Raw genomic sequence first — 16,432 nt, 5'->3', positions numbered from 1 at the left:
GTAATACCTACAAAATAAATTGACTTAAATCTCTGTTTTTTACTATCGTTCCTAGTTTTTCTTCAACATATTGTGGTGTAATCGTCACCTTCTCCATCGTAATGTCAGGTGCCTCGAATGATAATTCCTCTAACAGCTTTTCAAGAATTGTATGTAGACGTCTAGCTCCAATATTGTCAGTGTCTTGATTGACTTCATAGGCTACTTCTGCAATCTTACGAATAGCTTCGTCAGAAAATTCCAATTGTATACCCTCTGTTTTAAGTAAAGCTGTATATTGCTTTAGTAAAGCATTATCAGGCTCAATTAAAATTTTTGTAAAATCCTCTACATTCAACTTTGTAAGTTCGACGCGTATCGGAAAACGTCCCTGCAGTTCGGGTATCAAATCAGATGGTTTAGCTGTGTGAAAGGCACCAGCAGCAATAAACAAAATATGATCTGTTTTTACTGAACCATACTTCGTTACCACAGTGCTACCTTCAACAATTGGTAAAATATCTCGCTGAACACCTTCTCGAGACACATCGGCACTAGAGCCACCAACATTCTTACTTGCGATTTTATCGACTTCGTCAATGAAGATAATACCAGTTTGCTCACTTCGAAAAATGGCTTCTTGTGTAACTTCATCCATATCTATTAACTTAGATGCTTCTTCATTTGTCAACACTTTTCGAGCATCTTTTACAAGAAGTTTACGTTTTTTCTTCTTTTTCGGCATTAAGTTACCTAGAACATCCTGCATATTCATACCCATTTGCTCTACTCCAGAGCCTTGTAGCATATCAAACATAGAAACTTGTTGCTCTTCAACCTCTACGGTTACTTGCTCATCTTCAAGCTCACCCATCGCAAGCTTATAAGCTACTTGACGACGTCTTTCTGACAAATTAGTTTCATCTTGGTCTTTTTCATCGGTATCATAGTTAGAGTTTGGTGCGCCACCACCAAATAACATTTCTAATGGATTTTTCATTGAATTTGCTTTTTGTTTACCTGGTACTAGTAGTTCTACGAGACGCTTGTTAGCTAGTTCTTCTGCTTTGCCTTGAACTTTTGACATTTTTTCTTCTTTTACGAGTCTAACGGAAGTTTCAATTAAATCACGCACCATCGATTCAACATCACGACCGACATAACCGACCTCAGTAAATTTTGTTGCTTCAACCTTAACAAATGGGGCACCAACAAGTTTTGCAAGTCTTCTTGCTATTTCAGTCTTACCAACACCAGTTGGACCAATCATTAGAATATTTTTAGGCACTACCTCATCTCGCAAATCCTCAGGAAGTAGACTACGTCTATAGCGATTACGAAGAGCTACAGCCACTGCTTTTTTAGCATCTTTTTGTCCAATTATATATTGGTCTAATTTTTCCACAATGCTACGAGGTGTTAGGTTTGCATTCACGCTAAATTCCTCCTCTTATAGTTCTTCTAATACAATTTGGTCATTTGTATACACACAAATTTCGCCAGCAACCTCAAGCGCTGCACGCGCAATTTCTTTAGCAGATAAATTCTCTCCTGCATGCTTTTTCAACGCTCTTCCTGCAGATAACGCATAGTTCCCACCAGAACCAATTGCTAAAATCCCATCATCTGGCTCAATAACCTCACCAGTTCCAGATATTAAAAGTAATGTATCATGGTTCATAATAATTAACATTGCCTCTAATCGACGCAGTACCTTGTCACTTCTCCACGTTTTTGCCAGTTCAACAGCAGCCCTTTGTAGGTTTCCGTTGTACTCTTCTAACTTTCCTTCAAACATTTCAAATAGAGTAAAAGCATCAGCAACTGAACCAGCAAAACCAGCTAAAACTTTTCCTTGAAATAATTTACGTACTTTCTTCGCTGTATGTTTCATAACAACTGCATTTCCAAATGTGACTTGCCCGTCCCCTGCCATGGCACACGAGCCTTGATGTTGAATAGCAAATATTGTCGTCGCGTGAAATTGTGACATAATTTCATCCCTCCATTATGCTCTTGGGTGGTGATTCATGTAAATAGATTTTAATTTATCTTTTGTTACATGTGTATAAATTTGTGTAGAAGATAAATTTTCATGCCCTAATAGCTCTTGAACGATCCGCAAATCTGCGCCTTCATTTAACATATGCGTAGCAAACGTATGACGAAGCATATGCGGAGATATGTGTAAAATATCCGCAGTTTCCTTCGTTATATTATCCAATACTACACGAACACCACGAGTTGTTAACGGTCCGCCACGATGATTAACAAATAGAGTTGTATGAGAAGATGCCTTGTTTTTTTGTATTAATTGCTCTCGTCCATTTTGAATATACATTTCTAATGCCTCTTGTGCGTAAGCACCAAAAGGGACATAACGTTCCTTTTTGCCTTTTCCAAAAACAAGCATAGCACCAATAGAAAAATCAATATCCTCTAATTTTAATCGACAACACTCGCTAACACGAATCCCCGTTGCGTATAACAGTTCTAGCAAAGCTTGATTACGCTGACCGATTGCCGTTGATGTATCACAAACAGCAAATAGCTTCTCTAACTCTGTAGCATATAAAAACCTAGGATTTCGATGTTGTTTTTTCGGAAGCGATACCACTGCAAACGGGTTATCTTTTATTTTTTCTTCCCTTAGAAGGTACGTATAAAACGTTCGCAAAGCGGAAATTTTCCGCGATATAGACTTTTTGGCGTAATTCGCTCTATACAGTTCAGTTAAATAAATCCTGACATCTTGATACGTAACAATTTTCCAGTCAACAATACCTTGCCGGTCCATAAACTGCATAAAAGACTTAATATCATGTTCGTAATTCACAACTGTATATTCTGAATAATTTTTCTCTATTTGTAAATATGTTAAAAAATTATGTAACGCAATATTCACAATTACAGCCACCCTTCATACGAAGCTGAAAATATAAAAAGATACCAGTGTTGGCCCTTAAAAATAGCCAAGCGAAAGACGAACACGTCTGACGCTAACTAACCGCTATTTTGTGTTCTTTGTACTTTGTGCGCCAAGAACCACTTACTACTATGGTATCAAATATCATGTAAGAGCAGATGAGTTTCCTCCCCCCATGCACTTGAGCAAGAAGATGAGGATGTTTTACTTTAATACCAATTGATAAAAATCAATTTTTTCTGTTCATGTTGCGCTACAGTATAAAAACAACAAAAAAAGGGCTACTAAATAGTACCATATTGTAGTAGCCATGTGCAATTAAATATCACAAATTTTTTACAAAATTCTGAATTGTTTCTAACGCTCTCGTAGCGTGCTGTTCATTGCGCTCTTTTTTACCTCTAATTTTAGTTGGTAGTTCAGGAAATAAACCAAAATTTGCGTTCATCGGCTGAAAACTTTTTGGGTCGGCTGTTGTAATATAACGCGCCATACTACCAATAGCTGTTTCATGAGGAAACACGATAGGTTCTTCTCCTAACACTTGTCTTGCAGCATTAATCCCCGCTACAAGACCACTGGCCGCTGATTCTACATAACCTTCTACCCCCGTCATTTGACCCGCAAAGAATAAATCGGACCTGTTCTTAAATTGATACGTCGGAGCTAGTAAATTTGGTGAATTTAAAAATGTATTTCGATGCATTACACCATAACGAACAATATCTGCATTTTCGAGACCTGGAATAAGTCTAATCACTTCTTTTTGTGGTCCCCACTTTAAATGTGTTTGAAAGCCGACAATATTGTACAATGTTCCAGCTGCATTGTCTTGTCTAAGCTGAACAACAGCATAAGGACGCTTGTTAGTTTTAGGATCTTCTAAACCAACTGGTTTTAAAGGACCAAATAACATCGTCTTTTTCCCCCGGGCTGCCATCACCTCAATTGGCATACAGCCTTCAAAGAAAATTTTCTTTTCAAACTCCTTTAACGGCACAGTTTCAGCACTTATTAATGCCTCATAAAATTTATCGAACTCTTCTTCGTTCATTGGGCAATTTAAATATGCCGCGTCACCTTTATCATATCTTGATTTTAAGTAAACCTTCTCTAAATCTATACTTTCCTTGTCAATAATAGGAGCAGCAGCATCGTAGAAATATAAATACTCTTCTCCCGTTAGCTTTTTAAGTTTTTCCGATAAATCTTCTGACGTTAACGGGCCTGTCGCAATAATTGTAGGACCTACTGGTATGTCAGTTACTTCCTCATGATGAACAGTCACATTCGGATGATTTTTCACCTTGTCCGTTACATAAGCTGCAAATTCATGCCGATCTACTGCTAGTGCTCCACCAGCTGGTACAGCACAGGAATCTGCTGCATGAATGATAACAGAGTCTAATCTGCGCATTTCTTCCTTTAGAACACCTACTGCATTTGTTAAAGTATTTGCTCGTAAAGAGTTACTACAAACTAGTTCCGCAAATTTATCAGTATGATGAGCCGGCGTTTGTTTAACCGGACGCATCTCATATAAATGAACATGAATATCTCTTTTTGCTAGTTGCCATGCAGCTTCACTTCCTGCAAGTCCTGCTCCTATTACGTTTACTACTTGTTGTGTCAATATAATCTCTCCTCATTGCTTTACAATACTATTATTTTATACCTTTTTAGTGCGAATTAGTCTTTAGTAACACGGCGAAGGTGAGCTTATTAGGCTCACCTTCGTAAAAGTTCATGACTAAAAGCTTATGTTTGCTGCGATTCTTTATAATCGCAGTTAGGACACTGTACTTGAACACCCTTCTTCAGCTTTTTTTCGACTAAATACGAACTACAAACTGGGCAATTTCTTGGTAATGGTTTATCCCAAGATAGAAAATCACATTCTGGATAACGGTCACAGCCATAAAAAATGCGTCGTTTCTTACTCTTGCGCTCAACAACATTACCTTCTTCACACTTAGGACATTTTACGCCTATTTCTTTTACAATAGGTTTTGTCACACGACACTCAGGGAAATTTGAACAAGCCATAAACTTTCCGTAACGTCCCATTTTATATACTAATGGATGCCCACACTCTTCACAGTCTATACCGGCAGGTTCATCTTTAATTTCTACTTCCTTCATTTCTTTTTCTGCTTTTTCCAGACGCTTTTCAAAATCACTATAGAAATTATCTATTATTTTAGCCCACGCAATTTTTCCATCTTCTATTTCATCTAGATCGTGCTCCATTTTAGCTGTAAATTCCACATTTAATATTTCAGGGAAAAATTCTAAAATTAACTCAATAACAATCTCTCCGAGTTCCGTCGGTACAAAGCGTTTGTTATCGAGAGCTACGTATCCACGCTTCTGAATAGTATCAAGGGTCGGAGCATATGTTGATGGACGTCCAATTCCCAGTTCTTCTAATGTACGTACTAATCGAGCTTCAGTGTAGCGAGGAGGTGGCTGCGTGAAATGCTGCTTTGGTTCAATGTCTTTCTTAAGAACTGCATCTCCCTCTCGCAAATCAGGCAATAATGAATCTTTTTCTTCAGTTTGATCATCATTACCTTCCACATATACCTTCATAAAGCCAGGAAATTTAACTTTTGAGCCATTTGCTCTAAAATTCACACCATTGTTTGACAACTCCACCGTCATAGTATCAAGTATGGCAGGTGCCATCTGACTAGCGACAAATCGTTCCCAAATTAATTTGTAAAGTCGATATTGATCACGACTTAAATACTCTTTTAACGTGTCGGGTGAGCGTAAAGTAGATGATGGTCTTATTGCTTCATGCGCATCTTGAGCGTTCGCATTTTTCTTTTCTTTACGCTTCTCTTGAGCTGCATATTCTTCGCCAAATTTATTTGTAATGTAGGAAAATGCCTCACCTTGAGCCGTATCTGATATCCGTGTTGAGTCTGTACGCATATATGTAATTAACCCAACTGTGCCTTCCTTACCTAAATCTAATCCTTCGTACAACTGCTGTGCTATCATCATAGTTTTTTTTGCTCGAAAGTTGAGTTTACGTGCCGCTTCTTGCTGCAATGATGACGTTATAAAAGGGACAGCCGGGTTACGTTTTCGCTCTTTTTTCGTAACTGAATCAATAGAAAAAGTATTTTCCTTGATTCTCTTTAAAACCTTTTCTACATCTTGCTTTGTTTTCAAGTCAACTTTATTTCCGTCCACTCCATAGAAATTTGCTTCGAAGGTTTCCTTACCTTTGAGAAATGTACTTTGGATGGTCCAATACTCTTCAGGCTTGAACTCTTTAATCTCATTTTCTCTCTCTATAATTAAGCGAACTGCAATAGACTGTACACGACCGGCGCTTAATCCTTTTTTCACTTTTTTCCATAATAACGGACTAATATTGTAACCAACTAATCTATCGAGAACTCGACGAGCTTGTTGAGCATCAACAAGATCCATATTAATCGGACGTGGATGCTTAAATGATTCTTTGATAGCATCTTTTGTAATTTCATTAAAAACAACACGACAATCAGTAGAGCCATCTAAATTAAGACTATGAGCTAAATGCCATGCAATTGCCTCTCCTTCGCGATCCGGATCGGCTGCCAGAAATACTTTTTTAGCCTTTTTTGCCGCCGTTTTAAGTTCTTTTAAAACAGGACCTTTACCACGTATTGTAATATATTTCGGCTCAAAGTTATGTTCTACATCAACGCCCATTTGACTTTTTGGCAAATCACGCAAATGTCCCATTGATGCTTTTACTTTATATTTTTTTCCTAAATATCGTTCAATAGTTTTTGCCTTAGCTGGTGATTCCACTATGACCAGATAATCTGACATGTAATGATATCCTCCTTAAGAGGGAAAGTATTTATAAAATCTCCACTATTATTAAATATTTCCATCCAGTTTGTCAAACAACAAATGAGTAATTTGTTAATATTAACAAGAAATATACTGCACATCTCCGTTAAAAATCAACACTTTTTGTATTTTTTATAAAATTATACTTCGAATTTATCTTTGTATTTAAATTCATTTATTAATACATATTATGTATATTTATGTATTTTTCTCGTTATTCTATCTCTGTAATTACATCGTTTGCATTCATTATTAACTTCGCACCTTGTTGTATTAAATAGTTTGTACCTTCTGATGTAGGAGCGAACACATGTCCAGGTAGACTAAATACATCCCTACCTTGTGATAAAGCTTGATCGGCTGTTATTAACGAACCACTCTTTTGTCTCGCTTCAATCACAAAAGTTCCTTTAGACAGTCCACTTATTATTCTATTTCTCATAGGAAACTGCCATTTTCTCGGTTGTACATCTGGTGGGTATTCAGATAAAAGCAAGTGATTACTTGCTATGTGTTTTGCAAGAGATACATTGCTTGCTGGATAAATATGATTGAATCCACCTGCTATAACAGCAATAGTATAGCCTTGATTTTGTATCGCTGTTTTGTGAGCTAACGTATCAATCCCTTCCGCTAGTCCACTAATTATGACGCAGCCACTTTCTATTAAAGAAGGCAATATTTGCTTTACAGCATGTATACCATATGCACTCGGTGCTCGTGTTCCAACAATACTTAACATGCGAGTATGTGACAGTAGCGACACTTTTCCTTTAGCAAATAAAACCCAAGGTGGATCATATATTTCTTTTAATAACGGTGGGTATTCTTTATCAAATATAGTGAGGATCTTTATATTATGTTTGTTATATGAATGGATTAGCTTCTTAACAGAAAGGTTGTGTAAATCAACATAAAAACGCTCAAAATTAGAGTGGTGAATACGAAGAATTTGGCGTAGGTTATCCTTTGAGGTTGTATGTAAAAAATTCAAGCTATTATCAACTTGTATTAAGCGATGAATAGATTTCCAGCCAATGCCACGACAATGCGCTAATAGTATAAGTAACTCCCTTTGATCATCCAAAACACGATTACCTCCCATGAAATAGAATGACCAAAAAAGCCTCTAGAATCGAGACTTTTTTGGTATATTTTAGAAATTACAAGTTTTTACAAGCTTCGTAAAGTCCCTTTTCTTTAAGAACCTCAATTAGCGTCTCACCCATTACAGACGGTGTATCAGCTACACGAATACCACTTTCGTTCATGACACGAATTTTTTCATCCGCTGTACCTTTTCCACCTGAAATAATCGCTCCTGCGTGCCCCATTCTTTTACCTGGAGGCGCAGTGCGCCCTCCAATGAAACCAACTACAGGCTTTGTCATGTTTTCTTTTACCCATAGTGCAGCTTCTTCTTCTGCCGTTCCGCCGATTTCACCAATCATAATAACAGCATACGTTTCTACGTCTTTATTAAATGCATCTAAAACATCAATAAAGTTTGTGCCGTTAACAGGATCTCCACCAATTCCTACAGCGGTAGACTGACCAATTCCTGCTTGTGTGAGCTGATGAACAGCCTCATATGTTAATGTACCAGAACGAGATACAACCCCTACATGACCTTTTTTGTGAATATACCCTGGCATAATACCAATTTTACACTCATCAGGTGTTATCACTCCAGGACAGTTAGGCCCAACTAAGCGCGTCTTTTTCCCTTCCATATAACGCTTTACTTTTACCATGTCAAGAACAGGGATATGCTCAGTTATACAAATAACTACGTCTAACTCTGCATCAACAGCCTCCATAATAGCGTCCGCTGCAAATGGAGCAGGCACATAAATAACTGAAGCAGTAGCTCCAGTTTTTTCAACAGCTTCTTGAACAGTGTTGAATACCGGTACACCTTCGACTTCTTGACCGCCCTTACCAGGTGTTGTTCCCCCAACAATTTGTGTGCCGTACTCTAGCATTTGTTTTGTGTGAAAAAGTGCCGTAGATCCAGTAATACCCTGTACAATTACTTTAGTATTTTTATCAACAAATACACTCATCGATTACCCTACCTTTCATACGCGTAAATTTAACCCATCCAAATTATATTGTATTGAGCAAGCGCTCACTCGAGGCCAAGTCTACTGTACTGCTGAGACGATTTTTTGCGCTCCATCTGCCATAGATTCTGCAGCAATAATATTTAGGCCTGATTTTTCAAGAATTTCTTTTCCTAAATCAACATTCGTACCTTCAAGGCGAACAACTAATGGTACAGACAAACCAACCTGTTTAGCTGCTTCTACAACTCCATTAGCGATTACATCACATTTCATAATGCCACCAAATATGTTAACGAATATGCCCTTCACATGTTCATCAGCTAAGATTATTTTAAAAGCCTCTGTTACCTTTTCTGCTGTTGCACCGCCCCCTACATCAAGGAAGTTAGCCGGTTCACCGCCATAATATTTAATAATATCCATCGTAGCCATTGCAAGCCCTGCACCATTAACCATACAACCAATATTGCCGTCCAATGCAATGTAGCTTAAGTCGTATTTTGATGCTTCAATTTCTTTCTCATCTTCTTCATCTAAATCACGATAAGCTTGAATATCTTTATGGCGATATATAGCATTGTCATCAAAGTTTAATTTTGCATCTAGAGCAATAATATTGCCATCACCAGTGACAACTAGAGGATTAATTTCTGCAATAGAACAATCCTTCTCCACAAATGCGTTATATAACCCCATCATAAACGCAACTGTCTTGTTTACTAAATCCTTAGGAATATTTATATTAAATGCAATTCGACGAGCTTGATAAGCTTGTAAGCCAACAGCTGGGTCAATTACTTCTTTAAATATTTTTTCAGGTGTTTGTTCAGCCACTTCTTCTATTTCTGTTCCACCTTCTTCAGAAGCCATTAACACCACTCTTGACGTTGCACGATCAAGCACTAAACCAACATAATATTCTTTTTTAATGTCGCAGCCTTCTTCAACTAAAAGTCGTTTAACTTCTTTACCTTCGGGTCCCGTTTGATGAGTAACTAGTGTTTTCCCTAGGATTTCTTCTGCATATGTACGAACCTCATCCAGGCTTTTTGCTACTTTAACGCCCCCTGCTTTTCCACGTCCCCCAGCGTGAATTTGCGCTTTCACTACATTTATTTTTGTACCTAATTGCTTCGCAGCTTCAACAGCTTCTTCGACTGTAAAAGCGACTTTTCCATTTGGAACAGAAACCCCAAAGCTTTTTAAGATTTCCTTTCCTTGATACTCATGGATATTCATTAGCCCATCCTCCCTCTATCTGTTAAAAAATTGTGACAATCGTACACGCTTTCATTGTATAATGATAAATTTTCCTTGTCTACCATTCTAGCTTCTTAATTACAAAACTTTATATATATCTTTTTTTAAAAAGTAGAAAGCCATGGTACTTTTATTAGATTAATTAACAACACAACCTCTTAAAGAGTCTATGTATTTTACTCATGAAAAATAGCACTACGTCAAAAAAAGAAAGAGTTACCTCATACAGGAAACTCCTCAATCTAATCTTTAATTTTTTTATCTAACTGATATACAAAAGCAAAGATCTCAGCAACAACCTCATATAGCTCTTCTGGAATTTGTTCATGAATTTGTATTTGTTGAAGCAATTCTACTAATGAGGAGTCTTCTTGAATAGGTATATTGTGTTCCTTTGCTTTTGTAATTAAATTGGCAGCGACGATGCCTTTTCCTTTTGCCACGACAATAGGCGCTGTATTCTTATTATCATTATAGGAGAGAGCAACTGCTTGTTTACGATTATTCTGATTCATTAGTATGCTCCTTACACGCGTAAATCAAAATGTGAAAATTTCTTAATTTCACTTGTTTGCGATTGTTTAATTGCTGGTGTCTTTTGTTTAGTTTCAACCTTTATATGAGATAGTGTATATAACTGTTGAAGAAGCCCCTGCTCTAGTTGAGGTTTCAAAGCTTGAACGATAGTCTCCAAATTAGGGGTGTCATTCCATATGGAAATAGAAACAATTTTGTTTTGTATTTGCACATCACACACTATTTCCCCTAACCTCTCCATCTGTAAGTAAAACATAATTCTACAATGATTCGGGTCTAAAGTTCCATCCGATTGTTTTTTCCCATTCCACTGCATTGATATGTCATACATTTGTCCATTTGGAAAAACAAGTGGGACTTGAAAAACGAGCTGTTGAACAGTTGTATCTTGATAATTTAATAATTGATTACCGGTTATTCTCTGTATAATTGGTTCCACTACGTCATGCACCTCAGGCTGCTCATGTAGCAATGCTAATAGAGTAGACTTTAATGTGAGTAAACTATCGTCAATCTGATTATGAGACAAATGCAAAGGTAGCAATCGTTCGTGATTTAAACCAATTTTCCGAAGGACGAACTCAAGCTGTCGACCACTTACATCACGAAATAGCTCTTTTGACTCCTTCGAAAGTATATCCTGTAAATACGCTTGTTCGTTTTTTGTATATTTATTCATGAATGCATCTATAGTTACGTCATTCATTAGAACTGTATCACGAATTGATGATGGAATTACTTTTCTTACGATATTATCGGTTATTGTATTTATTTGTTCAGAATCCAGCGTATTTATTTGTGTAAGATTAAAGCGAGTTAATAATAATTCGATGTCATTTTGACTCAAAGGAATATTTGCTTTATTTAGTAGCTGTTCGAGCATGGAAACATCTTTTTTTTCAATTGTATTTATGACTAACCGTTTAACTAACGATTCGAGCAATGTATCCAGCTGTTGAGCTTCCTGTTGCGCTGATATTATATTTAACAGCTGTGATACTTGCGTACATGCTGGTGTTTGTTTCATATGGGGTAGCATAGACTTAAGTTTAAAAAGCTCATGACTATAGCTTTCATCACCTAGTATAGAAAAAACTGCCTTAAATGTAGCATCAGTCATTGGCAAATCATTTAATATCATATATTTTAAAGCTTGAAACACAGTTTCCTTATTTGCTACCGTCGCTATCCATTCGCTTCCTTTACTAACTATTTCATTTGTAAATGGAAGCTGTTCCTTTAACAAATACCCTCCTACATCTTTCACTGTTTTCGTTAAAGGAATTGAGATATGCTCCAAGACTCGTTCTAAACTTTGAGTTTCAAATCTCTCAGCACGTTTTTCCGAGTTTGAAATAACCTTTAATTTTAATCTATTATCAGTTGATGTCACTTGAAACCAATATCTTGTATGAGCATTTAAAGGCGCTTCAAGCTGCGCAATAATTGAGTTCCTGCCTAATTGCACCAAAGCTAATTGATTAGGGAACAACTGCATTATTTTGCCACTAAAAACTTGTCCTTGCTTAATTGACAAAGATGATATTTGGTTTCCAGGTACAACTGACACTATTGAGGAGAAAATTTGATTCATCATATCAATCTTCCTTATTAGCTTATTGCATTTCGAACAGGCGCGAAGGATTTGCGATGTTCAGAAGTAATTCCATACTCTTGTATTGCTGCTAAGTGTTGAGCCGTGCCGTACCCCATATGCGAGTCAAAGCCATACTGAGGATACTGTGCTGCTAATTTCTTCATCAGCTTATCTCGAGTTACTTTTGCTACAACTGAAGCCGCTGCTATTGAAATACTGTTAGCATCCCCTTTAATTATAGATTGTTGCTCAATCAATAATGGTATTTCCATTGCATCTACTAATAGATAATCAGGTTTAATAGATAAATTACAAACCGCTTCCTTCATAGCTAGTTTAGCAGCTTGATAAATATTAATACTATCAATTTTGTCAGCTGACACGATACCAACTCCAATAGATATTGCATCCCTCACAATAGTATCGTAATATTGTTCACGCTTTTGCTCAGATAACTTTTTAGAGTCATCTAAGCCTGGTAAATAGAAATCCTTTCGTAAAATAACTGCAGCCGCAACAACAGGTCCAGCTAACGGGCCACGCCCTACCTCATCGACTCCAGCAATATATTGCACACCCTTTGCAAAAGCCTCTTGCTCGTATGTAGTTTTTTTATAAAAAGCCTCTCGTGCTTGTTGCTCCTCATGTAGCTGTTTTTCCCATTTTAGCAACAATGCTTGCACACCTTTTCGACTGTCTTTTCGTAAACATTGTATGAATGGGTCTTTTACATCCTTTATATCGCCTATTATTTCTTTAATTTGATTAATAGATTGCTTTTCCAATTAACTAACCGCCTTATTATTACAAATTTACTAACCTGTATTATTTATATCGGCTATTCCACAAAAAAATAAAGAAGACCGTCCCTTAAAGGTCACTTTTCACGACCTTTTGAGACAGTCTCTATATGTTAATACTCTGACGGACGTTCAAAACTCACTCGCCCTAGCCTTTCTGAACGTATATCTCGTAAAACTAGGTCTGAGACTTTATCATAATCAACGATGCCTCCGCCCATTAATGCTCCACGCCTTTTTCCAATTTCATCAAATAGCTGAACTATATCATCTGGAATTTCGGATAACTGGTACCGGTCCATTAATCTTTCAGGATAATTTGCCTGTAAAAATCGCAATGCAAAAACAGCTATATCCTGCAAATTTAGAATTGTATCCTTAATCGCTCCTGAAACAGCTAGTTTATATCCCACTTGTTCATCCTCAAACTTAGGCCATAAAATACCTGGTGTATCAAGCAATTCAAGCTCTTTGCCAACCTTAATCCATTGTTGTGCTTTTGTTACTCCAGGTCTATCTCCTGTTTGAGCAATATTACGTTTTGCTAGTCGGTTAATTAACGTCGATTTCCCTACGTTAGGAATACCTACTATTAGCGCACGAATTGCTCTAGGTTTAACTCCTTTAGCAGCTAACTTGGTGAACTTTTCATCTAAAAGTCTTTTTGAAGCTGAAATGATATCTTTTAAACCAACTCCCGCTTGAGCGTTCACTTCAACAACAGCGCGGTTTGTTTGCTTAAAATAATCCATCCACTCTTTCGTAACGGTAGCATCAGCCATGTCTGCTTTATTAAGAATAATTACTCTTGGTTTTTGTCCTATAATTTCATCGATCATTGGATTTCTTGAGGACATCGGCAACCTAGCATCTACTAATTCATAAACAATATCAATCAGCTTTAACTTCTCGACTACCTGTCTTCTTGCTTTAGCCATATGGCCAGGGAACCATTGAATTGTTGCCATCTAAGCACCTGCCTTTTCTCCCGTCGTCTATTGAACAATATCAATACGTGAAAATGGCCAATAAATGATACTTGTTTTGCCTACAACACTTGAACTATTTATTGTACCAATATGACGACTATCTTTACTGTGTCTTCTGTTGTCTCCCATAACAAATAGCTGTCCCTCTGGTACTGTAAATTCTCCATTCGTAACGTCTTCGAGATTAAATGACTCAGTCAATAGTCCATCAATAATCCCCGCCTTAGATTGGTTCAGGTACTGCTCGTCGTATGGTTGCCCATTTATATATAGGACATCATCCTTATATTCAATATGATCTCCCGGCAAACCAATTACACGCTTAATATAGTCCTGCTCTTGATTATAATGAAATACTACTATATCAAAGCGCTCTGGTTCGCCTATTAAGTAAGATAATTTATTTACAATCATACGGTCACCATCATGTAACGTCGGATACATGGATTGACCATCCACTAGGATTGGAGCAAAAAGGAAATGACGTATAACAGTAGCAAGTATAATAGCAATTGCCAACGCTTTAATCCATTCCCAAAATGACTTTATTACGCTATTGTCCTTAGTTTGCTCAGTCATATGTACTGTATGCCTCCACATATTATGGTTTGTTAAATCAACATTTTATTATGAAAAAGGAGCTTGTTTCCCAAGCTCCTTTTTTTCTCATTATCGAATTTCTTTAATACGAGCTGCTTTACCACGTAAGTTACGTAGGTAATAAAGTTTTGCACGACGTACTTTACCACGACGAATAACTTCAAGCTTCGCAATCTTTGGTGTGTGTACAGGGAAAGTACGTTCAACTCCCACGCCGTAAGAAATCTTACGAACCGTGAACGTTTCACTAATTCCACCGCCACGACGCTTAATAACAACACCTTCAAAAATCTGAATACGCTCACGAGTACCTTCGACAACCTTAACGTGTACACGCACTGTGTCTCCAGGACGGAATTCAGGAAGGTCTGATCTTAATTGTTCTTTTGTAATTTCTTGAATAATATGATGCATGCCTTTCATCTCCTTCTACAGATGCTCTTGCACAACTATGTTTGCAGCGGAACATCGTTAATCAACTTAACGCACTTGCGCTAAGTCACAAAGAGTATAATACCATATTTATATAGATGATGCAACATATTCAAGACTGATTCTTGAATTCTAATAACCATTTTTTTTGTTGATCATTTAACTCTATTACATCTAGCAAATCAGGCCTTCTTAACCAAGTTCGACGTAGAGACTCTTTTTGTCGCCATTCTTCAATCTTTTTATGATCTCCAGATAATAAGACGTCTGGTACTTTAAGTCCGCGAAAATCTGCTGGTCGTGTATAATGTGGATGTTCTAGCAGCCCTGTACTGTAAGAATCCTTCATGTGAGAATCCTCATTCCCTAGAACATCTGGAAGTAACCGAACGACACTATCAACCACAACCATCGCTGCAAGCTCTCCACCAGTTAATACATAATCGCCAATCGATATTTCATCTGTTACAAGGTGCTCTCGAATTCTCTCATCATACCCCTCGTAATGTCCGCACAAAAACACAAGATGTTTTTCCTTTGCAAATGATTCTGCTTTAGCCTGCGTATATCGTTCACCTTGCGGACACATAAGAATTACACGCGTTCCCTCAGCTTCAATACCTTTAACAGCATCAAATAGAGGTTGTGGCTTAAGAACCATGCCTGCACCTCCACCATACGGATAATCATCTACAGTTTGATGCTTATTATCAGCAAACTCCCGGAAGTTATGAACATGAATGTTTACCGCATCCTTATCTTGTGCTTTCTTTAAAATAGAAGATCCAAACACACCTTCAAACATGTCAGGAAATAAAGTTAAAATATCAATTTTCATGTTAACAACCCTTCCATCGGGTCAATCCATATTTGTTTATTTTTTACATCAACTTTTTTTACTATATCATCAATATATGGAATTAATATTTCCTTGCCTTCTCGTGTCTTGATAACCCAAACGTCATTCGCACCTGGCGTTAAGATTTCAGATACCTCACCAACCTGTAATTCGTCTAGCGTTTGAACTTGACAGCCAATAATTTCGTGAAAATAATATTCTCCTTCAGGTAAGTCACCCAATTGTTCAATTGGTACTTTAATAACGAAACCTTTTAACTTTTCAACATCATTAATATCTTTGTACTCTTCAAACGATAATAAATCGAAATTCTTATGAATACGGTGCGACTTGACGGTAACTGCAATACCTTCTTTTGCTTGTTCAGAAAAAATATATAGTGTATTACCGGGCTTATACCTTTCTTCGCCGAAATCAGTTCGAGATATAACACGAACTTCACCGGCTATGCCATGTGTATTCACTATTTTACCTACATTAAACCAATTACTCATATATACACTCCTAATCCTGTTGTTCACGTATG

At 37.1% G+C, this 16,432-nt stretch carries 16 protein-coding genes; all 16 read right to left on the bottom strand.

The features are described 5' to 3' along the window. Positions 1-7 precede the first annotated feature (7 nt). The 16 genes from hslU to rimM all read right to left on the bottom strand — a co-directional run bounded on the left by hslU (position 8) and on the right by rimM (position 16,400). A complete protein-coding gene (hslU, locus tag EJF36_RS09115; RefSeq protein WP_125906021.1) occupies positions 8-1,414 on the bottom strand; it encodes an HslU--HslV peptidase ATPase subunit in 1,407 nt (468 codons plus the stop codon). A gap of 15 nt (positions 1,415-1,429) precedes the next feature. Next, positions 1,430-1,972, bottom strand: coding sequence for an ATP-dependent protease subunit HslV (hslV, locus tag EJF36_RS09110; protein WP_125906020.1), 543 nt, complete (start codon positions 1,970-1,972; stop codon positions 1,430-1,432). A 15-nt stretch (positions 1,973-1,987) separates the two neighbouring features. Then, positions 1,988-2,887, bottom strand: coding sequence for a tyrosine recombinase XerC (gene xerC / locus EJF36_RS09105; RefSeq protein WP_125908321.1), 900 nt, complete (start codon positions 2,885-2,887; stop codon positions 1,988-1,990). A gap of 343 nt (positions 2,888-3,230) precedes the next feature. Further along, positions 3,231-4,538: an FADH(2)-oxidizing methylenetetrahydrofolate--tRNA-(uracil(54)-C(5))-methyltransferase TrmFO gene (gene trmFO, locus EJF36_RS09100; RefSeq protein WP_125906019.1), complete on the bottom strand. Its 1,308-nt coding sequence runs from the start codon at positions 4,536-4,538 to the stop codon at positions 3,231-3,233. Positions 4,539-4,663: 125 nt separating this feature from the next. Beyond that, on the bottom strand, positions 4,664-6,739 hold the full coding sequence (gene topA, locus EJF36_RS09095) for a type I DNA topoisomerase (RefSeq protein ID WP_125906018.1): 2,076 nt from the start codon (positions 6,737-6,739) through the stop codon (positions 4,664-4,666). Positions 6,740-6,977: 238 nt separating this feature from the next. Continuing rightward, entirely contained in the window at positions 6,978-7,850 is an 873-nt protein-coding gene (gene dprA, locus EJF36_RS09090) for a DNA-processing protein DprA (protein ID WP_395940576.1), read from the bottom strand. A gap of 76 nt (positions 7,851-7,926) precedes the next feature. Further along, complete coding sequence (gene sucD, locus EJF36_RS09085; protein WP_125906016.1) at positions 7,927-8,829, bottom strand: succinate--CoA ligase subunit alpha; 903 nt, start codon at positions 8,827-8,829, stop codon at positions 7,927-7,929. A gap of 81 nt (positions 8,830-8,910) precedes the next feature. After that, positions 8,911-10,071, bottom strand: a complete 1,161-nt coding sequence (gene sucC, locus EJF36_RS09080) for an ADP-forming succinate--CoA ligase subunit beta (protein WP_125906015.1) — start codon at positions 10,069-10,071, stop codon at positions 8,911-8,913. Positions 10,072-10,334: 263 nt separating this feature from the next. Beyond that, positions 10,335-10,607 (bottom strand): EscU/YscU/HrcU family type III secretion system export apparatus switch protein, encoded by a 273-nt coding sequence (locus EJF36_RS09075; RefSeq protein WP_125906014.1) that lies wholly within the window; start codon positions 10,605-10,607, stop codon positions 10,335-10,337. A gap of 11 nt (positions 10,608-10,618) precedes the next feature. Further along, positions 10,619-12,226: a hypothetical protein gene (locus tag EJF36_RS09070; protein ID WP_125906013.1), complete on the bottom strand. Its 1,608-nt coding sequence runs from the start codon at positions 12,224-12,226 to the stop codon at positions 10,619-10,621. A 14-nt stretch (positions 12,227-12,240) separates the two neighbouring features. Next, the gene (locus EJF36_RS09065) at positions 12,241-13,011 is read right to left on the bottom strand and encodes a ribonuclease HII (RefSeq protein WP_125906012.1); all 771 of its coding nucleotides are present in this window, start codon (positions 13,009-13,011) and stop codon (positions 12,241-12,243) included. A gap of 128 nt (positions 13,012-13,139) precedes the next feature. After that, the gene (gene ylqF, locus EJF36_RS09060; protein ID WP_125906011.1) at positions 13,140-13,994 is read right to left on the bottom strand and encodes a ribosome biogenesis GTPase YlqF; all 855 of its coding nucleotides are present in this window, start codon (positions 13,992-13,994) and stop codon (positions 13,140-13,142) included. A gap of 27 nt (positions 13,995-14,021) precedes the next feature. Continuing rightward, positions 14,022-14,594 carry a signal peptidase I gene (lepB, locus tag EJF36_RS09055; RefSeq protein WP_125906010.1) on the bottom strand — a complete coding sequence of 191 codons (573 nt, stop codon included), beginning with the start codon at positions 14,592-14,594 and terminating at the stop codon, positions 14,022-14,024. A 90-nt stretch (positions 14,595-14,684) separates the two neighbouring features. Continuing rightward, on the bottom strand, positions 14,685-15,029 hold the full coding sequence (gene rplS / locus EJF36_RS09050) for a 50S ribosomal protein L19 (RefSeq protein ID WP_125906009.1): 345 nt from the start codon (positions 15,027-15,029) through the stop codon (positions 14,685-14,687). Between the two features lie 130 nt (positions 15,030-15,159). Beyond that, positions 15,160-15,885: a tRNA (guanosine(37)-N1)-methyltransferase TrmD gene (trmD, locus tag EJF36_RS09045; protein WP_125906008.1), complete on the bottom strand. Its 726-nt coding sequence runs from the start codon at positions 15,883-15,885 to the stop codon at positions 15,160-15,162. Next, positions 15,882-16,400, bottom strand: coding sequence for a ribosome maturation factor RimM (rimM, locus tag EJF36_RS09040; RefSeq protein WP_125906007.1), 519 nt, complete (start codon positions 16,398-16,400; stop codon positions 15,882-15,884). Before rimM ends, trmD begins: the two co-directional genes overlap by 4 nt. Positions 16,401-16,432 lie beyond the last annotated feature (32 nt).

The sequence above is a fragment of the Bacillus sp. HMF5848 genome (assembly GCF_003944835.1).
Classification (GTDB): domain Bacteria; phylum Bacillota; class Bacilli; order Bacillales; family HMF5848; genus HMF5848.
This window is presented reverse-complemented; position numbering and strand designations above follow the sequence as displayed.